The 24,068-nt window shown below is 71.5% G+C and carries 19 protein-coding genes; 6 read left to right on the forward strand and 13 right to left on the reverse strand.

The features are described from left to right. Positions 1–140: 140 nt before the first annotated feature. Positions 141–1,730 carry a phosphoglycerate dehydrogenase gene (gene serA, locus ACFYUV_RS22620; RefSeq protein ID WP_352318994.1) on the reverse strand — a complete coding sequence of 530 codons (1,590 nt, stop codon included), beginning with the start codon at positions 1,728–1,730 and terminating at the stop codon, positions 141–143. A gap of 297 nt (positions 1,731–2,027) precedes the next feature. Between serA and ACFYUV_RS22625 the strand changes: the two genes are divergently transcribed. Both ACFYUV_RS22625 and ACFYUV_RS22630 read left to right on the forward strand, forming a co-directional pair. Next, positions 2,028–2,852, forward strand: coding sequence for a hypothetical protein (locus tag ACFYUV_RS22625; protein WP_352318993.1), 825 nt, complete (start codon positions 2,028–2,030; stop codon positions 2,850–2,852). Between the two features lie 80 nt (positions 2,853–2,932). Further along, a complete protein-coding gene (locus ACFYUV_RS22630; RefSeq protein WP_387671067.1) occupies positions 2,933–4,294 on the forward strand; it encodes an MFS transporter in 1,362 nt (453 codons plus the stop codon). On the opposite strand, the gene ACFYUV_RS22635 is transcribed toward ACFYUV_RS22630, so the two are convergent. The 3 genes from ACFYUV_RS22635 to ACFYUV_RS22645 are packed head-to-tail and all read right to left on the reverse strand — an operon-like array spanning position 4,254 to position 7,998. Continuing rightward, entirely contained in the window at positions 4,254–6,812 is a 2,559-nt protein-coding gene (locus ACFYUV_RS22635) for an FtsX-like permease family protein (RefSeq protein WP_387671069.1), read from the reverse strand. The genes ACFYUV_RS22630 and ACFYUV_RS22635 overlap by 41 nt on opposite strands. Then, positions 6,809–7,489, reverse strand: coding sequence for an ABC transporter ATP-binding protein (locus tag ACFYUV_RS22640; protein WP_387671071.1), 681 nt, complete (start codon positions 7,487–7,489; stop codon positions 6,809–6,811). Before ACFYUV_RS22640 ends, ACFYUV_RS22635 begins: the two co-directional genes overlap by 4 nt. Then, a complete protein-coding gene (locus tag ACFYUV_RS22645; protein ID WP_352318985.1) occupies positions 7,486–7,998 on the reverse strand; it encodes a helix-turn-helix transcriptional regulator in 513 nt (170 codons plus the stop codon). Before ACFYUV_RS22645 ends, ACFYUV_RS22640 begins: the two co-directional genes overlap by 4 nt. Positions 7,999–8,086: 88 nt before the next feature. On the opposite strand from ACFYUV_RS22645, the gene ACFYUV_RS22650 reads away from it, so the two are divergent. Together ACFYUV_RS22650 and dacB are read left to right on the forward strand one after the other, a co-directional pair. After that, entirely contained in the window at positions 8,087–8,638 is a 552-nt protein-coding gene (locus ACFYUV_RS22650; protein ID WP_387671073.1) for an FHA domain-containing protein, read from the forward strand. Between the two features lie 120 nt (positions 8,639–8,758). Further along, the gene (gene dacB, locus ACFYUV_RS22655) at positions 8,759–10,303 is read left to right on the forward strand and encodes a D-alanyl-D-alanine carboxypeptidase/D-alanyl-D-alanine-endopeptidase (protein WP_387671075.1); all 1,545 of its coding nucleotides are present in this window, start codon (positions 8,759–8,761) and stop codon (positions 10,301–10,303) included. 430 nt (positions 10,304–10,733) lie between these two features. Here the strand turns inward: dacB and ACFYUV_RS22660 are convergent, their stop codons facing one another. Both ACFYUV_RS22660 and map read right to left on the reverse strand, forming a co-directional pair. Further along, positions 10,734–11,003 carry a hypothetical protein gene (locus ACFYUV_RS22660; RefSeq protein ID WP_352318980.1) on the reverse strand — a complete coding sequence of 90 codons (270 nt, stop codon included), beginning with the start codon at positions 11,001–11,003 and terminating at the stop codon, positions 10,734–10,736. A gap of 214 nt (positions 11,004–11,217) precedes the next feature. Continuing rightward, positions 11,218–11,985 (reverse strand): type I methionyl aminopeptidase, encoded by a 768-nt coding sequence (gene map / locus ACFYUV_RS22665; RefSeq protein ID WP_387671077.1) that lies wholly within the window; start codon positions 11,983–11,985, stop codon positions 11,218–11,220. A 124-nt stretch (positions 11,986–12,109) separates the two neighbouring features. Between map and ACFYUV_RS22670 the strand changes: the two genes are divergently transcribed. Beyond that, positions 12,110–12,844 (forward strand): YoaK family protein, encoded by a 735-nt coding sequence (locus tag ACFYUV_RS22670; RefSeq protein WP_387671079.1) that lies wholly within the window; start codon positions 12,110–12,112, stop codon positions 12,842–12,844. A gap of 80 nt (positions 12,845–12,924) precedes the next feature. On the opposite strand, the gene ACFYUV_RS22675 is transcribed toward ACFYUV_RS22670, so the two are convergent. From ACFYUV_RS22675 to ACFYUV_RS22700, 6 genes are all read right to left on the reverse strand, one after another. Continuing rightward, positions 12,925–13,533: a class I SAM-dependent methyltransferase gene (locus tag ACFYUV_RS22675; RefSeq protein ID WP_387671081.1), complete on the reverse strand. Its 609-nt coding sequence runs from the start codon at positions 13,531–13,533 to the stop codon at positions 12,925–12,927. 102 nt (positions 13,534–13,635) lie between these two features. Then, positions 13,636–14,619, reverse strand: a complete 984-nt coding sequence (gene ilvC, locus ACFYUV_RS22680) for a ketol-acid reductoisomerase (protein ID WP_352319077.1) — start codon at positions 14,617–14,619, stop codon at positions 13,636–13,638. A gap of 23 nt (positions 14,620–14,642) precedes the next feature. Next, positions 14,643–15,167 carry an acetolactate synthase small subunit gene (gene ilvN, locus ACFYUV_RS22685; protein ID WP_352318972.1) on the reverse strand — a complete coding sequence of 175 codons (525 nt, stop codon included), beginning with the start codon at positions 15,165–15,167 and terminating at the stop codon, positions 14,643–14,645. Between the two features lie 78 nt (positions 15,168–15,245). Next, complete coding sequence (locus ACFYUV_RS22690) at positions 15,246–17,012, reverse strand: acetolactate synthase large subunit (RefSeq protein WP_352352214.1); 1,767 nt, start codon at positions 17,010–17,012, stop codon at positions 15,246–15,248. Between the two features lie 180 nt (positions 17,013–17,192). Continuing rightward, a complete protein-coding gene (locus ACFYUV_RS22695; RefSeq protein WP_364330518.1) occupies positions 17,193–19,808 on the reverse strand; it encodes a sensor domain-containing phosphodiesterase in 2,616 nt (871 codons plus the stop codon). Between the two features lie 235 nt (positions 19,809–20,043). Next, positions 20,044–20,862 (reverse strand): 2-hydroxyacid dehydrogenase, encoded by an 819-nt coding sequence (locus ACFYUV_RS22700; RefSeq protein WP_352318966.1) that lies wholly within the window; start codon positions 20,860–20,862, stop codon positions 20,044–20,046. A 116-nt stretch (positions 20,863–20,978) separates the two neighbouring features. Between ACFYUV_RS22700 and ACFYUV_RS22705 the strand changes: the two genes are divergently transcribed. Continuing rightward, a complete protein-coding gene (locus ACFYUV_RS22705) occupies positions 20,979–22,091 on the forward strand; it encodes a PQQ-dependent sugar dehydrogenase (protein ID WP_387671084.1) in 1,113 nt (370 codons plus the stop codon). Here ACFYUV_RS22705 and ACFYUV_RS22710 read toward each other — a convergent pair. After that, entirely contained in the window at positions 22,088–23,971 is a 1,884-nt protein-coding gene (locus ACFYUV_RS22710; protein WP_387671086.1) for a VanW family protein, read from the reverse strand. The two genes, ACFYUV_RS22705 and ACFYUV_RS22710, sit on opposite strands and share 4 nt — an antisense overlap. Positions 23,972–24,068: the final 97 nt, after the last annotated feature.

Genomic DNA, 24,068 nt, shown 5'->3' on the forward strand with positions numbered 1-24,068 from the left:
CCACGGTACCCGGCGGCTGTTTCGCTGTCTCGTTGGATGTCCTACTATCTCGCATTCTGAGACAAGAAAAGGCCGCCACCCGGAACGGTCCAGGTGACGGCCTTCCCCGCGATCGGGGGCTCAGTCCTCAGCTCGCGAGGTCAGTCCTCCAGGTCGACCGAACGGCCGCTCTCGGCGCCGATCTCGGCCGCGATCTGGTCGATCACGGCGGCCGGGATGGCCGAGTCGACGGTCAGCGCGATGAGCGCCTTGCCGCCCTTGACGTCGCGGGCCACCTGCATCGAGGCGATGTTCACGCCGGCCTCGCCGAGCAGCCGGCCGACCACGCCGACGACGCCGGGACGGTCGGTGTAGGCGAAGAACGACAGGTGGGCCGTCGGCTCGATCTCCATCTCGTAGCCGTTGACCTCGACGATCTTCGTGATCTGCCGGGGGCCGGACAGCGTGCCGGAGACCGAGATCTGGCGGCCGTCGGCGAGCACGCCGCGCACGGTCACCACGTTGCGCCAGTCGGGGCTCTCGGAGCTGGTCACCAGCTCCACGCTGATGCCCCGCTCCTTGGCCAGCAGCGGCGCGTTGACGTACGTGACCTGCTCCTCGATCACGTCGGCGAACACGCCCTTGAGCGCGGCCAGCTCGATGACCCGCACGTCCTGGGAGGCGATCTCGCCGCGGACCTCGACGTCGAGCTTGGTGGCGACCTCGCCGGCCAGGGCGGTGAACACCCGGCCCAGCTTCTCGGCCAGCGGCAGGCCCGGCTTGACGTCCTCGGCCACCGCGCCGCCCTGGACGTTGACCGCGTCGGGCACGAACTCGCCCGCCAGCGCCAGCTTCACGCTCCGCGCGACCTGCGTGCCGGCCTTCTCCTGGGCCTCGTGCGTGGAGGCGCCGAGGTGCGGCGTGGCGACGACCTGGTCCAGCTCGAACAGGGGGCTGTCGGTGCACGGCTCCTTGGCGAACACGTCGAGGCCGGCGCCCGCGACGCGGCCCTCCTTGATCGCCGAGTAGAGCGCGGCCTCGTCCACGATGCCGCCGCGGGCCACGTTGATGATCCGCACGGACGGCTTGACCTCGTGCAGCTCCTTGTCGCCGATGAGCCCGAGGGTCTCCTTGGACTTCGGCAGGTGCACGGTGATGAAGTCGGCCTGCTTGAGCACCTCTTCGAGGCTGAGCAGCTTGACGCCCATCTGCGCGGCGCGGGCCGGCGGCAGGTAGGGGTCGTAGGCGATCAGCTCGACGCCGAACGGCTGGAGCCGCTGGGCCACGAGCTGGCCGATCTTGCCGAGGCCGAGGATGCCGACGACCTTCTCGTCCAGCTCGACGCCGGTGTACTTGGAGCGCTTCCACTCGCCGTTCTTCAGCGCGGCGTGGGCCTGGGCGGTGTTGCGGGCGCTGGCCAGGATGAGCGCGATGGTCTGCTCGGCGGCGCTGGTGATGTTGGAGGTCGGCGCGTTGACGACCATGACACCGGCCTTGGTGGCGGCCTCGACGTCGACGTTGTCGAGGCCGACGCCGGCGCGGGCGACCACGCGCAGCTTCGGCGCGGCGGCGATGGCCTCGGCGTCGACCTGCGTGGCGGAGCGCACGATCAGGGCGTCCACGTCGGCGAGGGCGGGCAGAAGCTGGGAACGGTCCGCTCCGTCGGTGTGGCGGACCTCGAAATCGGCGCCGAGCACGGCGAGGCCGGCCTCGGACAGCTCCTCTGCGACCAGAACGACGGGCTTGTTCACAGGCGTGGATCCTTAGGGGCATGCGGCGGGCTGGAGGGACACGTCGCTGGGCCCCTCGGATCCCTCAGAGTCTATCCGCGCTTGTGAACGCGTTCACGAGGGACCCACGATTTGAGACGGCCCCGCTCGGCGTCGCGACGCCCTGGACGCGGCTCCGGTACCCAGGCGGCAGCAAAGTCATCCACTCTGCACACATCTTTGTCTTGATCGGGGGATTTATTGGCCATTAGCCTGATAAGCCGTGGCCGACTACCTATGGTTCGTCATATGAGCATCGGGAATCCTGCGCTTGCCGACGTGCTCGCACAGCATGGCACGCCCCATCGCCTGCTGGCGGCCCTCGCCGACGGTGGAGTCCTGGTGGCAGTGCGACCAGATCGATCGGTCGTCCTTGGGACGACCCAGGCGGGTGACCGGGTTCTGCTCGGGTACACCAGCCCTGCTACCTACGCCAGGCACCGCGGCAGCCATTCCCTGTCGGTGTGCGACGCCGACACCATCCTGGACATCCAGCGTGTCACCGGCGTGCCGGAGATCGTGATCGACGCCGCGGGCCCCGCAGCCGCGGCCGTGCCCATCGACGATCTCCAGCGCTTCCTCACCGGCACGCGCTCGGGGCCCACACCCGTGCTGTCGGGGGCGGCGCCCGCCGCCTACGCGACCGGCGCCATGGCCACCGTCTCGCGCGTGCCCGCGCTGGCGCAGGTGGCCCCGCCCACCCCGCAGGCGCCCGCGCTGCCGTGGGTCCCCGCGCCCCGGCCCCACCTGTCGGGGCCGATGCAGCAGGTGGACCCCGGCTACCGCCGGTGCACGCACCCGATCCTGCCGGCGCTGCGGCAGGCCATCGCGCAACTGCTGGGCGACTTCCCGCTCGTGCACCACGTGTGGATCTCCGAGGCCGGCACCGCGTCCGGGGCGACCGGGATCATGCTGCACGTCAAGGTGCACATGTCGGCCGCCGAGGACGTCGTCCGCGACCTGCACCGCCTGGTACGCGCCCGCCTGCCGCAGTTCGCGGCCAGCGGCGCGCCGATCCTCATGGCCCGGGTCGCCGACGCGCGCAGCGAGCGCCGGATGATCGAGATCGGCGCGCACGTGGTCTGCGCCAACGTGCGCGAGTAGCCGACGCGGGCGATCAGTCGGTGGGGGCCCGGGAAACTGGGCCCTACCGAACAAGCCCTCGCTCGGCTTGAATGGGCCTCATGATCACATCGCCGGTGAGCGCGCCCTCGGTCTCCAGGGGCGTGCGCCTCGGCTACGGCGTGGGCTCGTTCTGCACGGCCACGGTCAGCGCCGTGCCCGGCCTGCTCCTGCTCTACTACATGACCAACTTCCTGGCCGTGCCCGCGTGGCTGGCCGGCGTGGTGGTCACCGCGCCCAAGGTCTGGGACCTGATCATCAACCCGCTGGTCGGCCGCTGGTCGGACCGGACCGTCTCGCGGATGGGGCCGCGCCGCCCCTGGCTGCTGGCCGGGTCGCTGACGCTGCCCGTCGCGTTCTTCCTCGTCTTCGCCGGGCCGCCGCTGACCGGGGTCCCGGCCGCCCTGTACGTCGGGCTCTGCTTCATGGCGACGGCGACCGCGTACGCGCTGTACGAGGTGCCGTACAAGGCCATGCCCGGCGAGATGACCGACGACTACCACGAGCGCACCTCGCTGCTGCAGTGGCGGATGGTCTTCATCGGCGCGGCCACCGCGATCAGCGGCGTGCTGGCCCCGATGATCGCCACTGGTCAGGGCGAGGAGGGCACGCTCGGCAGCTACCGGCTGATGGGCCTGACGATCGCCCTCATCCTGCTGGCCTCGATGCTCGGCTCGTTCTTCGGCACCGCCCGCGCCCCCATGACCGGCGCGCCGGAGGCCGACCACGGCGGGTGGCGCGAGCAGCTCGCGGCGATCAGGGGCAACCGGGCGTTCCTGTGGCTGACCGTCATGGCCTGCCTGCAGATGCTCGCCGTCAGCATGATGCTGGCCGCGGCGCCGTACTTCGCGTCGTACACGCTGGGGTCGCCGAAGAGCACGCAGACGCTCTTCGCCGCGCTGGTCGGGCCGATGCTGCTGACCATGCCGCTGTGGGTGTGGCTGGCCCGGCGCTTCGACAAGCGCGGCGCGATGATCCTGGCCGCGCTGCTGTTCGGCGGCGGCACGGCGGCGGCCATGGCGACCCCGCTGTTCGGCCCCCTGTACGCCCACCTGACCATCCTGCTCGTCGGCATCGGCATCGCCGGGGTCGAGCTCATGCTGTTCTCGATGCTGGCCGACGTGGTCGCCGCCGACGCCGCCGAGTCGGGCAAGCGGCGGGCCGGCGTGCTGACCGGGCTGTGGACGGCCATCGAGAGCGGCGTCAGCTCGTTCGGGGCGCTGATCTTCGGGGTCATCCTGTCGATCGGCGGGTTCGTCGAGTCCGACGCGAGCACGCCCGTCCAGCAGCCGGACAGCGCCGTGACCGCGGTCCTCATCGGGCAGACCGCGGTCCCGGCACTGATCATCTTCCTGTCCGTGCTGGTGACGCTGCGGTACCGGCTCAGGCCACCCGACGGGCCAGCACCAGGCGTGTCCGGGTGAGCAGCCCGGCTACCAGAGCCGCGACCAGCGGCAGGCCCAGCACGACCGCGGCCAGGAACGACCAGGGGACGTCGATCGTGCCCGGCCCCTCCAGCAGCGCGTGCATGCCGCCCGAGCCCATCCTGGTCATCGGCCAGGTCAGCGCGACACCGGCCACCGCGCCGGCGACGAGGCCGACCGCCGCGCCCAGGCCCGCGATGTAGGCGGCCTGGGCGGCCACCACCAGCCTGCGCACCCGGGGCGCCGCGCCGACCGCCGACAGATTGTTCAGGTCAGGACGCATGTCCGCCGCCGCCAGCCCGGTGGCCGCGAACGTGCCCCCGAGCACCAGGACCAGCGCCGCGCCGAGCAGCACCAGCAGGGCGACGGCGCGGTCCTCCGCCTTCCCCCGCTCGACGTTCAGGTACAGGTTGCCGTTCACCTCACCCCGCAGGTCGGCCTCCATGCGCCGTTCGTCCTGCGGCGGGGACGCGGTGTAGAGCAGCCGCTCGACCGTGCCGAGCCCGGCCTTGGCCAGCGCCTGCGGCGGGATCACGGCGCCTGCCTGCCGGGGCTCGGCGCCGCTCGACACCACGGCAGGGATCCGGATCCGCTTGCGCTCCTTGACGGTGTCGGAGTCCCAGTCGCTCACGGTCAGCTCGATCGTGCCGTCGCGCACCACGTCCGTGCTGAACGCCACGGCCTTGCCCGCCGCCAGCGCGGCGGCCGCCTGCGGGTCCCGGCGCTTCTGGAGGAAGGCGAGCAGGTCCGCGCCGCCGATCGGCGGGCGGTCGTAGAACCGCTGCGCGCATGCCGGCTCGCACGTCCGCGGCACGGTCAGCCAGAGGTCCCTGCCCTTGGCGTCCGTCGCCTCGTGCCCGGTGACGACGTCGGTGCCGGGGAAGCGGACGCGGACGGCGTCCTTCAGCCGGGCCCACGCCTGGCCGTCCATCTTCGTGGCGCCGCCGATCACCGTGGTGCCCAGCGGGAGCACCGTGACGCTCTGCTCCTCCTGCTGGGCGTACGCGCTGCTGCTGCCGATGCCGATCGCGACCGCCCCCATGGTCGCCGCCATGACCGCGGCGGTGGCCGAGGCCGTACGGACGCGGTGGCGCGCGGCGTCGCGCACGGACAGGCGCAGCGGGAGCGGCAGCCGGGCGGCGATCCGCGAGGTGGCCTGGACCAGCCACGGCATCAACGCCACCATGCCGAACACGAACGGCACGAAGGCCGCGATCATCGTCACCTGACCCCTGGTCATGGCGTATCCGATCGCGCCCAGCCCGGCCGTCACCAGCACGACCCCGAGCAGAGGGCGCCGGGCGCGCCCGCGGACCTCGGCGGCCCGGCCGGCCAGGACCTGCGCGGTGTTCTGCCGGCTCGCCTGCACCGCGGGCACGATCGCCGCGATCAGCCCGCTGACCAGGCCGAGCGCCGCCACGCCGAGCACCGGCAGCCACGGCACGTCGGCCGGCCCGTGCGACCAGTCCAGCTCCCTGGCCGCGATCGACTCCACGAGCAGGCCGGGACCGATGCCCAGGACGACCCCGAGCACGGCCGCCGCACCGCCGAGCACCAGGCCGTCGGCCAGCACGATCATGCGCAGGTGCCGGGGCGACCCGCCCTGTGCGGAGATCACCGCCAGCTCCCTGCGCCGCCGCCGCAGCCCCACCGCGAACGCCGGCCCGGCCAGCAGCACGGTCTCCATGACGACGAACACGATCACCACGCCGAGCTGGACCAGGTCGCGGGTGTCATTCGGGTTCCCGCGGGAGCCGTCGTCCTTGTGGGCGTCGAGCACCGCGCGGGAGGTGACGCCGAGGCCCGCGTCATTGAGCTGCGACACCTTCGACCGCATGACCGGACCGGCGGTGTCGACCAGCCAGCCGCTGCTGTTGCCGTCGTTCTGGTGGACGAGCACCCCTTCGGGCAGGGCCAGCAGTTCCAGGATGCCGGGCCGGTTGGGGTTCTCGGCGACGCCGACCACCTTCACGGTGCGGTCCGGCCGCCGCACGGTGAGCGTGTCGCCCACCCGGACGCCCAGGTCGGCCATCTTCGGCGAGATCGCCACCTCGCCGGGCGCGGCGGCGTAGCGGCCCTGCTTCAGGGTGCGCATCCCGGCCGTCATGGGGTCGCGCAGATCGATCTCCACGACGTCCGCCTGGTTGAAGCCGTCGGGCAGCCGGACGTTGGCCGGGCTCGTCTGGAAGCGCAGCAGGCGGCCGGGGAGCAGCGTGTTGATCTCCGCGGGGGTCCACGGCCGCTGTGAGGTGCCGCTCTTCGGCTGGTACGCGGAGTCGCCGCTGTAGTCCTGCCGGACCGGGGTGCGGTACGGGAAGGTGAGCAGGCGGGCGTCGGCCGCCCCTAAGTGCGTGACCACCCGCTCCTTCGGGGTGACGCTGGTCGTGGCGGCGCCGGTGAGCACCGCCGTGATCACCAGGACGGGCAGGCCGATCATCACCATGATCAGGGCGCTGCGGCCCTTGAAGCGCGACGCGTCCCTGCGGGAGATGCGCAGGGCGGCGAGGAAGGCGCTCATCGCGAGCTCTCCATCCGCCCCGCCGACGCCTCGGCGATCAGGCCGTCCCGCAGGTAGACCACCCGGTCCGCCCAGGCCGCGTAGCGCGGCTCGTGGGTGACCAGCAGCACCGCCGCGCCCTCGTCGCAGCGGTTGCGCAGCAGGTGCAGGATCTCGTCGCCGGTGGCCGTGTCGAGCGCGCCGGTCGGCTCGTCGGCCAGCAGCAGCCGCCGTTCGCCGACCAGCGCCCTGGCGATGGCCACGCGCTGACGCTGGCCGCCGGACAGCTCCTCGGGAAACCGGTCGGCGATCTGGTCGACGCCCACGTCGGCCAGGACGGCCAGCGCCTCCCGGCGGGCCTGGCCGGCGCGTACGCCGTCCAGTTCCCTGGGCAGCATCACGTTCTCGGCGGCCGTCAGGGACGGGATCAGGTTGAGGTCCTGGAAGACGTACCCGACGCTGCCGCGTCGCAGCGCGGCCAAGTCGCGGACCCCGGCCAGGTCGCGGCCCTCGATCAGGACCGTGCCCGACGTGGGCCGGTCGAGGCCGCCGGCCAGGTTGAGCAGCGTCGACTTCCCCGAGCCCGACGGGCCCATGACCGCGACGAGCTCCCCTTGTGCCACCTCCAGGCTCACGCCGCGCAGGGCGTGCACCTGGCCGTGCTCGCGGGTCACGTCCCGCAGCTCCACCACAGTCATTGGTTCTTCTCCTTGACAACGGCCTCGCAGTGGTCGAGCCAGCGCTGCTCGGCCTCGGCCTTGAAGATCATCGATTCCAGGACGAGCCGCTGGGCAAGGCCGTCACCGGCGGCCCTCTTGGCCCTGGTCAGGTCCTGGAGCGTGCGCATGGTCGCCATTCGCTGGGCCAGGATGACCGCGCCCACGTCCACGTCGGTGGCGGCGACGGCCATCGCGATCTTGATGGCGAGTTCGTCCCGAGGCCGGTCGGAGTGGTCGACGGGGGTGCTGAACCATCGCTCCAGTTCCTCCCGACCGGCCTCGGTGATCGTGTAGACGGCCCTGCCCTGCTCGTCGGCTCCACCCGGCGCCACCAGGCCGTCACGTTCCAGGCGGGCGAGCGTCGTGTAGACCTGGCCGATGTTGAGCGGCCAGGTCGCCCCCGTCGACGCCTCGAACTCCACCCGGAGCTGATAGCCGTAACGCGGTGCGCTGCTCAGCAGGGCGAGCAGTCCGTGTCTGATCGACATGGATACTGAGTATGCATACTGAGTATGGCCATCGCAACTGATCCGCGTATTCTGGACACGGAACGCCGTTCAGGCCGATACTCGGGACATGAGCTCCACCCAACCGCCGTTCCGCGCCTCCGACGGGGAACGCGACCGCGCGATCGACGAGCTCAAGCACCGGGCCGTGGAGGGCCGGATCTCCCACGACACCTTCGTCGGCCGGGTCGACCAGGCGCTGCGGGCGCGCAACCAGCACGAGCTCGACGAACTGGTCGCCGACCTGCCGCGCCGGCCCACGATCAGGCAGCGGCTGACGGACGCGGTCTCGTCGGTGTCGGAACTCACCACCCGGCTGCAGGCGGCCTGGCGGCGGCCGCGGCTGCCCCGGCTGGCGCTGCCCAACGACGACCGGCTGCGTTACGTCGTGGGCCGGGGGTCGGCCTGCGACCTCGTCCTGTCGGACCTGACGGTGTCGCGCGTGCACGCCGAGCTGCGGCGGGAGGGCGACGGCGGCTGGCTGCTGGTCGATCTCGGCTCGCTCAACGGCACCCGGCTCAACGGGTGGCGGCTGGTGGGGCCCGTCCGGGTCAAGTCGGGCGACGAGATCTCCTTCGGCGACTGCGGCTTCCTCCTCGCCTCCGGCCAACCCTCCGCCTGACCCCCGCCCCTTCTCCGGGCCCCGCGCCGAGCCGGCTTCAGAAATACGGATATTTGCGGATTACACGGCGACTGCGCTGATTCATGCTCACATGCGATCCCCCAGTCCCTTGGAGACCACATGCGGCGCACCTCAGCCTCCCTCCTCGCGGGCACGCTCGTCGCGGCACTCGCGTGGGCGTCCGGCCCCTCCACACCGGCGGTCGCCCTCGACCCCTCGCCCGGCGTGGCCGACCTGACCCAGGACATCAACCAGATCCTCGGCGACTCCCGGCTCACGATCGCCAGGGCGGGCGTCGTCGTGAAGAGCGCCGCGAACGGCGAGCAGCTCTACGCCACCGACGCCGGCAAGCTGCTGACCCCGGCGTCCAACACCAAGCTGTTCACCTCGGCGGCGGCGGTGGAGACGCTCGGCCTGGACTACCGCTTCCCGACCACCGTGCTGAACGCCGGCCGCAAGGCCGGCTCGGTGCTCACCGGCGACCTCGTGCTGCGCGGCACCGGCGACCCGACCATGCTCGCCGAGGACTACGACGCGCTGGCGGCCAAGGTCGCGGCGGCCGGCGTCAAGGTCGTCACGGGCAAGCTGATCGCCGACGACACCTGGTTCGACGGCCAGCGGCTCGGCACCGACTGGGCCTGGGACGACGAGACCGCCTACTACGCGGCGCCGATCTCCGCGCTGACCGCCTCCCCCGACCGCGACTACGACGCCGGCTCGGTGATCGTCTCGGTCGAGGCGGACGCGGGCCAGGTCAAGGTCTCGACGACCCCGGCGACCGACTACCTGAAGATCGTCAACAAGGCCACCGTGGGCGCCGAGACCGACGTCCTCATCGAGCGGCAGCACGGCACGCGGACGGTCGTGATCACCGGCACGGTCGCCGACCCGTACCAGGAGTGGGTCGCGGTGGACGACCCCACGGCCTACGTGTCCTCGCTGTTCCGCAAGGCGCTGGCCGCGCACGGCGTACGGGTGCTCGGCCCGACGGCGACGGGCGCGGCTCCCGCCGGGGCGGCCGAGCTGGCCAGGCACGACTCGATGCCTCTGAGCGAGCTGCTGGTGCCGTTCCTGAAGCTGAGCAACAACATGCACGCCGAGATCCTCACCAAGGCCATGGGCCGCAAGGCCGCGAACCAGGGCACCTGGTCGGCCGGGCTGAAGGTCGCCACGGACTTCGCGAAGGCCAACGGCGTCCAGGTGATCAACATGCGGGACGGCTCGGGCCTGTCGCGCCGCGACGGCTTCTCGCCGGGCTCGATCGTCCAGCTCCTGACCGCCGTACGGACCAAGCCGTGGTTCAGCACCTGGTACGAGGCCCTGCCCATCGCCGGCAACGCCGACCGTCTCACCGGCGGCACGCTGCGCAGCCGGATGCGGAACACCCCCGCGGCGAACAACGTGCACGCCAAGACGGGCTCGCTGACCGGCGTGACCTCGCTGTCCGGCTACGTGACCAGCGCCGAGGGCGAGCCGCTGGTCTTCTCGATCATGCTGAACCAGTACCTGTCCGGCTCGCCGAAGGACATCGAGGACAAGATCGCCGTACGGCTCGCGCAGTTCTCGCGGGCGACGGCGACCGACGTCACCGCCCAGCTCAAGGCCGCCGACCAGGGCACGGCGGGCGACCTGGAGTGCTCGTGGCTGAAGCCGGCCCAGTGCTGACGAACCAATGAACGCCCCGGCGGCCTCCGGATGCCCGGTGGGCCGCCGCGGTGCACCCGGCCCGACAGGATGGTCATCACGATCCGATCACCTGGAGCCTCAGATATAGTCCGCATTTTCACTACATAGCCGACATGGGCACGCCAGAATGCGGACTCAACGCCGTGGCGAACCCCTGACCCCGGGAGCGCCGGGCCGTCGCCGGCCCCCACCCCCAAGCCGGTCGTCCCACCGCATGCCCGGCACGCTCCCCTCCCGGCGGGCCCGCGCCGCACGTCCCCCCGCACACCGGACCGCGGCCGGGCCCGCCCCTCTCCGGCAGAGCGCGGCCCTTCGGCCTTCGCGCTGGACCCGGAAAAGGACACGACAAAGGGGCCTGTCCCGGTGGACAGGCCCCTTAGTCGTGCAGTTCAGCCGCTGAGGAATTACTTCAGCTGACGGCGCACTTCGTGTCTTTGCTCTTGATGCCGAGGATCTGGCTCAGGATGTCGCCGGTCTCGAGGACGAGCACGCCGCTGGTGCTGTTGTCGACCTCGCCACGGGCGAAGATGTTCTCGTCACCGCAGACGAAGAGAACCCGGCCCGGGTCCTCGTCGGAGTGAGGGACGAAGGCCATGTGAGGGGTCGCCGCTAGAGCGGAGCCGCCGACCATGACCATCCCGCCGACGAGCCCGGCCAGGATGAGCCCTTGTCTGAACATATCGATTCTCCTTGATACCTATCGACTACTCTCCGTAGCTATCGGGAGGAGATTTGCCCTAGGCCCTCTTTCAACAAACGCCGCTATTTCTGTCTTTACCTGCACAAATACGCGGCTTGGGGGAAGGGGTGCCACAGCTCGCCGTTCTTGACCGATCGGTGTACGCAGCAGAGGAATATCCGGTCCGGCCGTGACCGCGCGCTGACGGGAGGCGTCAGGGGAGGGTGAGAACCACCGGGCCGTCCGCGGTGATGGCCACCGTGTGCTCGACGTGGGCACTCCTGCTGCCGTCGCCGGAGCACACCGACCACCCGTCCTCGGCCATGACGTACTCGTCGTCGCCGCCCGCCATCAGGCTCGGCTCGATGGCGATCACCAGTCCGGGGCGCAGCCGCAGGCCGCGTCCGGGGCGGGCCTCGTTGGGCACGAACGGCGACTCGTGCATGGCCCGGCCGATGCCGTGGCCGCCGAAGTCGTTCTGCATGCCATAGCCGGCGCCGCGGCCGACCAGCGACATCGCGTGCCCGATGTCGCCCATCCGGCCGCCCGGCACGGCGGCCGCGATGCCCGCCGCCAGCGTCTCCTCGGCCACCCGGATGAGCTTGAGGTCCTCGGCGCGGCCGGGCCCGATGGTGAAGGTGACCGCGCCGTCGGCGTGCCAGCCGTCGACGTGCGCGCCGAAGTCCACGCTCAGCACGTCGCCCTCGCGCAGCCGGTACGGCGTGGGCAACCCGTGCAGCATGACCCCGTTCACGGACGTGCACACCACCCCCGGGTACGGCATGGCCCCGAACGACGGGTGGTAGCCGAGGAACGACGACCGCGCCCCGGCCGCGTGCATGACCTCGCGGGCCACCTCGTCGAGCTGCAGCAGCGACACCCCGGCGGCGGCCCGCTCCTTGACGGCGGCGTGCACGTTGGCCACGACACGGCCCGCCTCCCGCATGGCGTCGATCTCCCCGGCGGTCTTGAGCGTGATCACAGCGGCCTCCCAGCCCTTGGCGCGATAACTATACCGGTATTATTATCACGCTTCCCGGAAGCTCGCAGCTGTCCCGCCACCCTGTTGACTAATCACCCAGAGTAATTATTATAGTGCTCAGAGTATGCGTTTCGGACGGTTCTCCATGCTCGCTCTGGCGCTCGCGGCAGGGGCCGTCGACGCGCTGAGCTTTCTCGCGCTCGGACAGGTGTTCACCGCGAACATGACCGGCAACGTCGTCCTGCTCGGCCTGGCGCTCGGCACCGGCGACACCTCGCACGTCATCCGCTCGGGAATCGCCCTGACCACGTTCTGCCTGGGTTTGACGATCGGCTTCACCCTGCTGGGCGGCACCACCCCCGCAGGACGCGCTCCCCCGCTGGAGCGGGAGCCCCCGGAGGGGTCGGCGCGAGGGCCGGTGGGGGCGCCGATCGGGGTGCCCGTGCGGCCGCTGGTGGTGCTGCTCGCGGAGCTGGCGCTGCTGGTGGTGGTGGCGGCCGGATGGGCGGCGCGCGTGCTGCCGCATCCGGCGCTGATCGCCGCCTCGGGGACGGCGATGGGCCTGCAGAGCGCGGTCACGCGCTGGGCGGGCGGCCCCGGGCTGTCCACGACCTACGTCACGGGCACGCTGACCAGCCTGGCGGGCCGGGCGGTCGGCCCGCGCTCGGGGGTGCTGCGCCCGCTGGGTGTGGTGCTCTGCGTGCTCTCGGGCGCCGTCGTCGCGGCTTCGGCGCTGCGCGTGCACGCCGCCGTCACCCCGTTCATCGCCCCGGCCACGGTCGCGGCGGCCACCGCCGCCTGGGCCCTCACCGCGACCCACCGCGCAGGACCGCGCCCACGCGGCCGGTCAGCCCTGTAGCGGGAAGGCGGGCGCTTTGCGGCAGGTGAGCGCCGCCCCCCGGAGGGGGCGCGCCTGGCGATAGGTCAGCCCGGATGACCCTACGTGGCGGGTTTGCGGTAGGTCAGGAGGTAGCGCCAGAAGAGCAGCCGACGCAGGGAGAAGCCGGGCAGCAGGGACGCCGCTTCCCGCCGTACCTCAGCGAAGGACATGTCCGGCGGCCGCACCGGCGCGGGCACGGACCCGGCACGCGCCCCGCCCACGCGCTCCCCCGCCGCCACCACCACCCGGGCCGCCGCGTTCACCGGTATGGCGGCCAGGCTCCACGCGAAGTCGGCGGCCGTCCGCTCCGCGTAGCACCCGAGGACGGCCAGCACCCCGCCGGGCGCCAGCGCGTCCCGGAAGGCGGCCACGGTCCCGAACGGCATGTGGTGCAGGCTGGCCAGGCAGGAGATGTAGTCGTAGCGCCCCGCGGGCAGCTCCATGCGCGTGACGTCGGCGCACAGGAACCGCACCCCGCTCACCGGCGCCGACGAGGCGGCCTCGATCACCTCGGGCGCCGGGTCCACCGCGTCGACCTCGATCCCGAGACCCGCCAGCCGCCGCGCGAACCGCCCGGTGCCGCAGCCGACGTCGAGCGCCCTCCGGGCCCCCTCGGGCACGAGCCGTGCCATCGCCGGGTGGTAGTGATCGTTGTGATCGAAAGGCATCCCGGCATCATGCCATCGCCTCGCCAGGGAACCCCGGAAAACGGGCGAAAAGCATCGCCCGCCCGCTGACCGTGCAGCAGGCGGGCGACGTACGGCGAAAGGTCAGCCCTTCAGCCAGCTCATCATCGGACGCAGCTTCGCGCCCGTCTTCTCGATCGGGTTCTCGGCCAGCTCCTCGCGGTGACGCGTGAACTCCTTCTGGCCGCCGTCGAACTCCTCGACGAGCTGCCGGGCGAAGGTGCCGTCCTGGATCTCGCCGAGGATGCGGCGCATCTCCTGGCGGGTCTCGTCGGTGATGACGCGCGGGCCGCGGGTGTAGCCGCCGTACTCGGCGGTGTCGGAGACCGACCAGTACATCTTGGAGATGCCGCCCTCGTACATGAGGTCGACGATGAGCTTCATCTCGTGGAGGCACTCGAAGTAGGCGACCTCGGGCTGGTAGCCGGCCTCGATGAGGGTCTCGAAGCCCGCCTTGATCAGCTCGGAGACGCCGCCGCACAGCACGGCCTGCTCGCCGAACAGGTCGGTCTCGGTCTCCTCGGTGAAGGTGGTGCGCAGCGCGCCGGCGCGGGTGCCGCCGATGCCCTTGGCGTACGACAGCGCCAGGTCGAGGGCCTTGCCGGAGGCGTCCTTCTCGACCGCGACGAGACACGGGACGCCGCGGCCGGCCTCGAACTGGCGGCGGACCAGGTGGCCCGGGCCCTTCGGGGCGACCATGCAGACGTCGACGCCCTCGGGCGCCTCGATGAGGCCGTAGCGGATGTTGAGGCCGTGGCCGAAGAAGAGCGCGTCGCCCTCGACGAGGTTGGGGGCGACGTGCTCGGCGTACAGGTGGCGCTGGATGTGGTCCGGCGCGAGGATCATGGTGAGGTTGGCCTCCTCCACCGCCTCGGCCGGGGTGACGACCCGCAGCCCGTCGTTCTCCGCCTTCTCGCGGCTCTTGGAGCCCTCGGGAAGGCCGACGCGCACGTCGACGCCGGAGTCACGCAGGGAGAGCGCGTGGGCGTGGCCCTGGCTGCCGTACCCCAGCACGGCCACGTGACGCCCCTGGATGATCGACAGGTCGGCCTGGTCGTCGTAGTAGATCTCGGTCACTTGAATAAAACCTTTCAGGCGGTACGGTCCAGTGCCCTGAGGGACCGGTCTGTGATGGAACGGGCGCCGCGGCCGATGGCCACCATGCCCGACTGAACGAGTTCTTTGATCCCGAACGGCTCAAGGACCTTGACGAAGGCCTCAAGCTTGTCGGGAGTGCCGGTGACCTCTATGGTCACCGCGTCGGCCGCGACGTCCACGCAGCGGGCACGGAAGAGGTTGACGAGTTCGAGGACGTGCGACCGGTTCTCGGCGTCCGCCTTGACCTTGATCAGCATGAGTTCGCGCTGGACCGACTGTGACGGGTCCAGTTCGACGATCTTCAGGACGTTGACCAGCTTGTTGAGCTGCTTGGTGACCTGTTCAAGGGGCAGCTCCTCCACGCTCACCACGATCGTGATGCGCGAGATGTCGTCGTGCTCGGTGGGCCCGACGGCGAGCGAGTCGATGTTGAACCCCCGCCTGCTGAACAGCGCGGAGACCCGAGCGAGAACACCCGGCTTGTTCTCGACAAGCACCGACAGCGTGTGTCTGCTCATTGGTCGCTCACCGCTCCTCCTTCGCTCCGCGGGCGCTCCTTCGTCGCGACCGCTGCACTCAGTGCGTCGGGTTCGCTCCTACTCATCCTCGTTCTCCCACTTCGGCGCCATGTCACGGGCGATCTTGATGTCGTCGTTGCTGGTGCCGGCCGCGACCATGGGCCAGACCATGGCGTCCTGGTGGACGACGAAGTCGATCACGACCGGCACGTCGTTGATCTCCATGGCCTTCCTGATGGTCGCGTCGACGTCCTCGGCGCGCTCGCACCTGAGGCCCACACAACCATAGGCCTCCGCCAGCTTGACGAAGTCGGGGATGCGACGCGCGGTCTGCAGGTTGGTGTTGGAGTACCGCTCCTCGTAGAAGAGCGTCTGCCACTGGCGGACCATGCCGAGGTTGCCGTTGTTGATGACGGCGATCTTGACCGGCACGCCCTCCAGGGCGCAGGTGGCCAGCTCCTGGTTGGTCATCTGGAAGCAGCCGTCGCCGTCGATGGCCCACACCGTGGCCTCCGGCCGGCCCATCTTCGCGCCCATGGCGGCCGGGACGGCGAAGCCCATCGTGCCGAGGCCGCCGGAGTTGATGAACGTCCCGGGGTTCTCGTAGTCGATGAACTGCGCGGCCCACATCTGGTGCTGGCCGACCCCGGACACGTAGTAGGCGTCAGGCCCGGCGATGGCGCTCAGCCGCTCCATCACGTACTGGGGGGCCAGCGTGCCGTCCTCGAAGGTCTCGTAGCCCAGCGGGTAGGTCTCCTTGTAGCCGTTCAGGACGGTCCACCAGTCGGTGTAGTCGCCCTTCTGGCCCGAGGCCTGGATCGCGCCGACGAGGTCGCTGATGACCTCCTTGCAGTCGCCCACGATGGGCACGTCGGCGTGCCGGTTCTTGGAGATCTCGGCGGGGTCGATGTCGGCGTGCACGACCTTGGCCTGCGGCGCGAACGAGGCCAGGTTGCCGGTCACGCGGTCGTCGAAGCGCACGCCCAGCCCGATGATCAGATCGGATCTCTGCAGCGCGCCCACGGCCGAGACGCTACCGTGCATGCCCGGCATGCCCATGTGCTGGGGGTGGCTGTCCGGGAACGTGCCACGGGCCATCAGGGTGGTGACGACCGGGATGCCGGTCAGCTCGGCGAGCTGCAGCAGCTCGGCCGACGCGCCGGCCTTGTGCACGCCGCCGCCGACGTACAGAACCGGCCGCTGGGACTCGGCGATCAGCTTGGCGGCCTCGCGGATCTGCTTGGAGTGCGGCCTGGTGACCGGGCGGTAGCCCGGCAGCTGCATGACAGGCGGCCAGCTGAAGGTGGTCTGGGCCTGCAACGCGTCCTTGGAGATGTCCACCAGCACCGGCCCCGGACGGCCGGTAGAGGCGATGTGGAATGCCTCCATGATCGTGCGCGGGATGTCCGCGGGATCGGTGATCAAGAAGTTGTGCTTCGTGATCGGCATGGTGATGCCGGAGATGTCGGCTTCCTGGAACGCGTCCGTGCCGATCATCGGGGCGGCGACCTGGCCGGTGATCGCCACGATCGGCACGGAGTCCATGAAGGCGTCGGCGATCGGCGTCACCAGGTTGGTGGCCCCGGGACCGCTGGTCGCCATGCAGACCCCGACCTTGCCGGTGGCCTGCGCGTAACCCTCGGCCGCGTGGCCGGCGCCCTGCTCGTGCCGTACAAGCACGTGCCGGACCTTGGTCGAGTCGTAAAGGGGATCGTAGGCGGGCAGAATCGCGCCGCCCGGGATCCCGAACACGGTGTCGACTCCCACGTGCTCCAGCGCCCTCACCAGGGCCTGTGCACCTGTCATCCGTTCGGTCATCGGCTCGTTCCTTGCGTGGCTACTCACTTAAGGACATAAAAAATGCCCCTTCCCACCGGCGGGGGTGGGACTGGGGCGGCGCGCAGGTCGGAGTGCTTCGCTATCGGCCTGCGCGCCGGCGAAGTACTACGAGAATCTCACTGCGAAGCATGCCTTACACCATAGCCGCTCAGAACGCCCCGATGTCAACTTGGCGGGACGCGAGTCTCACACGGTGAGACTCGTCCGCATGAGACTGTCCACGCCGCGGGCCGCCATGGGACGCGCCACCAGGAATCCCTGCCCTCTGGTGCAGCCCATCTCGCGCAGCAGCTCCAGCTGCTCGGGCCGTTCGATGCCCTCGGCCACCACGGTGAGCCCGAGGTCGTGGCCGAGCCGCACGATCGTGCGGGTGAGCAGGGTCAGCGTGTCGTCCCTGCCGAGCCCGGACACGAACGACGGGTCGATCTTGATCATGTCGACCGGGAGCTGCCGGAGGAAGGCCAGCGAGGCGTAACCGGTGCCGAAGTCGTCGATCGCCAGCCGCACGCCCAGCGCGCGCAGCTCCGACAGCCGCCTGATGGTCTCCTCGGCGTCCTCGACGAGCATCTCCTCGATCACCTCAAGGGTGAGCGCGGAGGCGGGCAGGCCGCTCTCGGCCAGCGCCTGCTCGACGGTCTCGACGAAGCGGGGCGCGGTGATCTGCCGCGCCGACAGGTTGAGCGACAGCCCGATGTCCCAGGACGAGGCCCGCCAGGACGCCACCTCGCGGCACGCCTCGCGCAGGATCCACTCGCTCAGCGGCACGATCAGCCCGGTGTCCTCGGCCGGGCCGAGGAACTGCTCCGGCGGCACGAACACCGAGCCGCGCCACCACCGCACCAGCGCCTCGACCGCGGTCACCCGGGACGTGGCCAGGTCGACCACGGGCTGGTACTCGATGGCGAACTGCTGCTCGATGAGCGCCCGCTGCAGGTCGGCGGCCAGCTCCAGGCGGCGCACCACGTCGGCGTGCATCTGGGCGGCGAACACCTCGACCCGCCGCCCGCCCAGCTCCTTGGAACGCGCCATCGCCACATCGGCGTTGCGCATGAGGTCGCCGGCGGGCAGGCCGTCCTCGGTGAAGGCCACGCCCACGCTCGCGGTCAGCGCCACGTCGCGGTCGGCGACCCGGAACGGCTCCTGGGAGACCGCGCGTACCAGGCGCTCGGCCATGTCCACGGCCATCTGGGCGTCGCCGCCGGTCTCCACGAGCACGGCGAACTCGTCGCCGCCCCACCGGGCCAGCGTGTCGTCGGCGCGTACGGCCCCGCGCAGCCGGCGGGCGGCCTGGCCGAGCAGGTAGTCGCCGCTGGCGTGCCCCACCGAGTCGTTGACCGAGGTGAACCCGTCGAGGTCGAGGAAGATCACTGCGACGTTGCCGGACGTGCGGCCGGCCAGCACCTCGCGGGTGCGCTCCTCGAAGTAGGCGCGGTTGGGCAGCCCGGTGACGCCGTCGTGGAAGGTCAGGTGGGCGACCTGGTTGCGCAGGGCCTCCTCGTCGCTGACGTCGCGGGTGGTGACGAGCATGAGGTCGTCGCCGCCGATGTGGCGGGTGGCGACCGACTCGGTGGGCCGCCAGGTGCCGTCGGCGGCCCGCACCCGGCAGGCGATCATGCAGGCGCCCGGCGCGGCGCCCTCCTCGTCGGTGGTCATGGCGCGCATCGCGGCCTGGATGCCCGGGACGTCCTCGGGGTGGATGTAGTCGAAGATCGAGCCGCCGACCAGTTCCTCGGGCGGGTAGCCGTAGGTGACCTCGACGCCGGCGCCGATCTCGTGGACGACGCCCTCGTAGTCGCACAGCAGCACCACGTCGCCGGTGCTCTCGGCCAGCTCCCTGAGCTGCCGCTCGCCCAGCGAGACCAGGCCGCGCAGCCGGATGGACGCCGCCGAGAGCACGAACAGGCGTACCAGCAGGAGCAGCACCACGGAGACCGCGACCACCACGACGCCGGTCACCGGCTGCGCGGCCCGGGCTCCGGCCAGGTGGGCGAGCAGCGTGCAGGCGGCCACGGCGACGAGCGCGAGCGGCATCATCGCGACCACGTTGCGCACGACGGGACCGCCGACCGGCCGCGCCCGCGGCCCCCAGGGCACGGCGGCCAGCAGCAGCAGCGCGACGGGCACGAGCATGACGGTCCACATGGGCGGCGGGTCGCCGGCCAGGCGGGCCATGGCGGCCGACAGGCCGCCGACGGTCATGGTGGCCAGCACGCCCACCCCGGCCAGGCCGAGCAGCCAGGAACCGGCCCGGCTGGTGAGCACCGAGGGGATCACCCCGCAGGTGACGAGCAACGCGATCATCGGCGGCACCATGGCGAACGTGAACGTGGGCGCGTCGCCCGCGTCCTCGTAGTAGTGGCGCAGCGCCACCACCCAGCCGATGAGGAAGAGCGAGGCCGCGCACAGGTACGCGTCCGTGAGATGCCGTAACACGACCTTGGCCGGGAACCTGCGGTCGGCGGCGATCAGCGCGCCGCCCGCGATGATCACAGTGCCGAGCAGGACGAACAGATCGGCGAAGCTGACGACGAAGCTGGTGGCGACCGCGCGGAGCGCCACGCCGGCGAGCCACACGACGGCGCCGCCGCCCATCCAGCGCGCGGCCATCGCCATCGAGCGATGTTCGGCCGACCTGACCGAGGCCACCAGCAGCGAGGCGGCGGCGACCAGGGCCGCCACGCCTCCCGCCACAGCGCCGGTCAGCACGGCCGGCCCGCCCGCGAGGAGCGCGGCGGCGAACGCCACCACTCCGGCCGCCCCTGCGGCGGCCAGCGGCGCCCGTGGATCACGCCAGCGGATCACAGTCGTTGCCCATCCTGTCTTGAACCCTGCACCAGTGACCGCCGAAGCCCGGCGCTCACATCGCCAGTGTGTGCGGTCGCGGATGCGCGGGTGGTGACAACGCCGATGTCGTCACCGATCTGATAACCACACAGACCAATTTCCGCCAAGAGTTCCTTGACAGCGAGTCAGGAACTCCCTGCAGACGCCACCGTACGCACGAAAGGTCACGGACCAGCCACGTTCCGGGATCCTCTCAATACGAGTCGGTAATGACGTTGATCAACTCTTCACCTGCGAGGTAGCGCCCGAGCTGCTCGCGGATCAGCCGGAGCGTGCGCCGCACGGAGGCGGGGGTGCTGCCCGCGATGTGCGGCGTGATCAGCACGCCCGGAGCGCTCCAAAGGGGGTGGCCCTGCGGCAGCGGCTCGGGCGCGGTGACGTCGAGCGCGGCGCGTAGCCTACCGGTTTTGAGCTCGGCGATCAGGGCTTCGGTGTCGACCACGCCGCCCCTGGCCGCGTTGACCAGGACGGCGCCGTCCTTCATGCGAGCCAGGAAGGCGGCGTCGACCATGCCGGCGGTGTCGGGCGTGGCGGGCACGAGCAGGACCACGACGTCGGCCGACGGCAGCAGCGCGGGCAGCTCCTCCATCGCGTGCACGCCCTCGCGCGCGCTCCTGGCCACCCGGACGACCTCGACCTCGAAGCCGCTCAGCCGCCGCTCGACCGCCGCGCCGATGGACCCGTGGCCGACGATGAGCACGGTGGAGTCGGCCAGCACGCCGGTGTGGTGGTAGGTCCACTCGCCGCGGCGCTGGGCGTCGGCGAATCCGGGGAACTCCCTGAGCACCGCGATCATCGCGCCGACCGCCCACTCGGCGGTGCCGGCGTCGTGCACGCCGCGGGCGTTGCACAGCACCACCCCTTCGGGCAGGTGCGGCCGGTACGGCTCCACCCCCGCGGTGACGGTCTGCACCAGCCGCAGCGAGCGCATCCGCGCCAGCGTCCCCGGCACGTCGGGCACCACGACCAGCGGCGGGATCCAGACCTCGACGTCCTCGATGCCGTCCGGCATGGCCGAACCATCGTAGACAGTGCATTCGACGCCTGGAATGTCAGACAGGACATCCGCCGCCGCTTCGGACGGAACCCAGATCTTCATGCCGAGAACCTTACGACCCGCGGGGAAGTATGGAACACATGAGGAAGCTCTGGACGATCGTGCTCCTGGCCGCGCTCCCCGCCTGCTCGGCCGGCGGCGAGGCGCCGACGGCCGAGGACCCGGCGGCCCCCACCCCCACGGCCTCCACCCCGACGACCGGGGCCCCTACGGCCAAGGCTCCGACGGCCAGGGCGCCCCGCGCCCCCAAGGACGTGGCGACCGGTCTGGCCGTGCCGTGGGCGATCGCGTTCCTGCCCGGCGGGGACGCCCTGGTCACCGAGCGGGACACGGCCAGGCTGCTGCGCGTCACCCCCGCGGGCAAGGTCACCGAGGTCGCCCGGATCGGCGACGCGCGGCCCGGCGGCGAGGGCGGCCTGCTGGGCGTGGCGGTCAAGGACCGGCAGGTCTTCCTCTACTACACCGCCGAGCAGGACAACCGGATCGTCCGCTACCGGCTCGGCGACGACGGCCTCGGCGACGAGCGGCTCCTCGTGCGAGGCATCCCCAAGGGCGGCATCCACAACGGCGGCCGGCTCGCCTTCGGCCCCGACGGCTACCTGTACGCCACCACCGGCGAGACCGGCGACCGCGGCCTGGCCCAGCGGCGCGACTCGCTCGGCGGCAAGATCCTGCGCATGACCGTGGACGGCGCCCCGGCCCCCGGCAACCCGTTCGGCACGCTCGTCTACAGCTACGGCCACCGCAACGTCCAGGGCCTGGCCTGGGACACCGCGGGCCGCCTGTACGCCTCCGAGTTCGGCGCCGACACCTACGACGAGATCAACCTGGTCCGGCCGGGCGCCAACTACGGCTGGCCGGTGGTCGAGGGCAAGGGGAAGGACGCCCGGTTCGTCAACCCCATCGTCACCTGGTCCACCGGCGAGGCGTCGCCGTCCGGCATGGCGTACGCGGACGGCGCGCTGTGGGTGGGCACGCTGCGCGGCCAGCGGCTGTGGCAGGTGCCGCTGGCCCGGGACGGCTCGCCGGGCGCGCCCGTGGCCCACTACACCGGCCGCTACGGCAGGCTGCGCGCGGTCGCCGCGGCGCCCGGCGGCGGCCTGTGGGTGAGCACCAGCAACAAGGACGGCCGGGGCTCACCGCGTCCGGGCGACGACCGCATCCTGGCGGTCGCCACGTCCTAGCCGGCCGCGACGCAGGTGAGCGCGGTCTGCGGCCGGTACTTGGTGACCAGCTTCTTGTCCTTCTTCACGATCTCGCCGTCCTTGTGGAACACGCGGGTGACGTCGATCGTGAAGCCCTGCTGGCCGGTGGCCGGCACGCAGCCCGGCTCGCTGCTGGTCGCCCGGCCGAACGGCTTGAAGTCGCGCCGCTCGGACTCGACCGCCTCGACCTTGTCGTACCGCTTGGTGCTCCACAGGGTGACGCTGACCGTCGTGGCGGTGGTGGCGGTCTTGATCAGCACGCCGTACTCGGAGTCGTTGCGCCACTTGAGGTCGCGGTCGGGGTAGAGCAGCGCCACGTCGCGCCCGGCCGGGTAGGAGGGCGCGTAGTAGTCCATGGGCTCGTGCTCGACCAGGTCGAAGCCGCCGAGGAAGGCCGCGTTGTACATGGTCGTGGCGAACTGGGAGACGCCGCCGCCGACGATGTCGACCATCCGGCCGCCGACGATCTGACCGGCCCGGACGTAGCCGTCCTCGACCGTGCGCTCGCCGGTCGCCTCGTTGAGCGAGAGCGTCTCGCCCGGCTTGACCAGCCTGCCGTCCAGTTCCTGGGCCATGCGGCGGATGTTGGTGACGCGCGGCGGGCAGCAGTCGAAGGACGTGCTGAACGTGCCGACGTTCTCCTTGATGCCGAGGCCGCGGATCTGGCTCGTGGTGACCTCCGGGGTGACCACGCCGAGCTTGACCTCCACGGTCCGCGGGCCCGCCGAGGCGAGCAGCTTCTCGACGTCGCGGGCCAGCAGCTTGGCGTTCACGCCCCGGCCCTTGCGCGCGGGCACCAGCACCGGCTTGTCGCCGACGATCTGGTACGTCGCGTCGCGCGGCTGCTGGGTGGCGTCCACGAGGCTGTTCTCCACCGGCGCGAGCGCGGCCTCCGCGTCGAACTGGGGGACGAGCGCGCCGTCGCCGCCCGGCACGTAGGTCAGGTGGGCGGCGATCATGGCGGGGGTGAGCTGGGCCTGCTTGCCGGCGAGGGTCAGCGTGACGGGCGCGGAGACGGCCTTCCTGGCCGCGGCCAGGGCCGACTCGACGCTCTCGGCCGAGGTGGCGGGCTTGGCCGGGCGCATGGAGAGCACCACGGCGCCGCCGCCGCGCAGGAACGCCTCGCCGATCCGGCGCACGGCGTCGTCGCGGTCGAGGAGCACGCCGTCCTCGGGCATGCGGGCCTTGGGCTCCAGCCCCGAGAAGGTCACCCTGCCCTCGCGGGCCTGCTTGTCCACGCCTTCGGCCAGGCCCTCGACGGTCCTGGTGAGCTGGGAGGAGTCGATGGTGATCTTCGGCGGGACGTCGGTCGTGCCGGTCAGGCCGCGCCAGACCTCGACCGGGCCGGGGAAGCCGCTGGGGGCCTGCCCGATGGTGCCGACCACGTCGAGTTCGAGACCGGCCTCGTCGGGCTGGACGGTGTCCTTCTTGCCGTTGATGTTCACCGTGACCGGCCGGCTGAGCCTGGGGCCCAGCTCGGTGCGCAGCTTGTCGGCCGCCTGGGTGACGGTCAGGCCGCCGATCTCCACGCCGCCCACCCGGGTGCCGCGCAGCACGGCCCCCGACATCATCACGGCCGGCACCACGTACGCCAGCGTGGCCAGGACGAGCACCAGCACCAGCACCCCGGGCAGCAGGCGGCGCCGGCGGACGGGCTCCGGCTCGAAGGCGGCCGGCCGGTCGCCGCTCCCCCCGAACACGGGGGCGGGCCCGGCGGGGTCCTTGTCCTTCATCGGCCACGGCTGCGCGGGAGGCGCCTTCGGTGGCAGCGCGCCGCCGGTCTGACCGCCGGGCGCGCTCGGGCCTGGGGCCGGCCGGGGCTCCTGCTGGTCCTGCGGGCCGAAGATGTCACGGGACACGCCCGGAGGTAATCCTTCGATCCGCGGCTTCTTGGAGACACCCGACGTGGGCATCGGCACCGAGGCGAACGGGTCCGTCGGTGATTCGATCGGTCCG

It is taken from the genome of Nonomuraea sp. NPDC003560 (assembly GCF_042878785.1).
Taxonomy (GTDB): Bacteria; Actinomycetota; Actinomycetes; order Streptosporangiales; family Streptosporangiaceae; genus Nonomuraea.

What these genes read in the sequence shown, in the direction of transcription:
- ACFYUV_RS22630 (WP_387671067.1), top strand. Translation starts at nt 2,933, where the DNA reads ATGATCACATCGCCGGTGAGCGCGCCCTCGGTCTCCAGGGGCGTGCGC.
- ACFYUV_RS22635 (WP_387671069.1), bottom strand. Translation starts at nt 6,812, where the DNA reads ATGAGCGCCTTCCTCGCCGCCCTGCGCATCTCCCGCAGGGACGCGTCG.
- ACFYUV_RS22640 (WP_387671071.1), bottom strand. Translation starts at nt 7,489, where the DNA reads ATGACTGTGGTGGAGCTGCGGGACGTGACCCGCGAGCACGGCCAGGTG.
- ACFYUV_RS22645 (WP_352318985.1), bottom strand. Translation starts at nt 7,998, where the DNA reads ATGTCGATCAGACACGGACTGCTCGCCCTGCTGAGCAGCGCACCGCGT.
- ACFYUV_RS22650 (WP_387671073.1), top strand. Translation starts at nt 8,087, where the DNA reads ATGAGCTCCACCCAACCGCCGTTCCGCGCCTCCGACGGGGAACGCGAC.
- dacB (WP_387671075.1), top strand. Translation starts at nt 8,759, where the DNA reads ATGCGGCGCACCTCAGCCTCCCTCCTCGCGGGCACGCTCGTCGCGGCA.
- ACFYUV_RS22660 (WP_352318980.1), bottom strand. Translation starts at nt 11,003, where the DNA reads ATGTTCAGACAAGGGCTCATCCTGGCCGGGCTCGTCGGCGGGATGGTC.
- ACFYUV_RS22670 (WP_387671079.1), top strand. Translation starts at nt 12,110, where the DNA reads ATGCGTTTCGGACGGTTCTCCATGCTCGCTCTGGCGCTCGCGGCAGGG.
- ACFYUV_RS22675 (WP_387671081.1), bottom strand. Translation starts at nt 13,533, where the DNA reads ATGCCTTTCGATCACAACGATCACTACCACCCGGCGATGGCACGGCTC.
- ilvN (WP_352318972.1), bottom strand. Translation starts at nt 15,167, where the DNA reads ATGAGCAGACACACGCTGTCGGTGCTTGTCGAGAACAAGCCGGGTGTT.
- ACFYUV_RS22700 (WP_352318966.1), bottom strand. Translation starts at nt 20,862, where the DNA reads ATGCCGGACGGCATCGAGGACGTCGAGGTCTGGATCCCGCCGCTGGTC.
- ACFYUV_RS22705 (WP_387671084.1), top strand. Translation starts at nt 20,979, where the DNA reads ATGGAACACATGAGGAAGCTCTGGACGATCGTGCTCCTGGCCGCGCTC.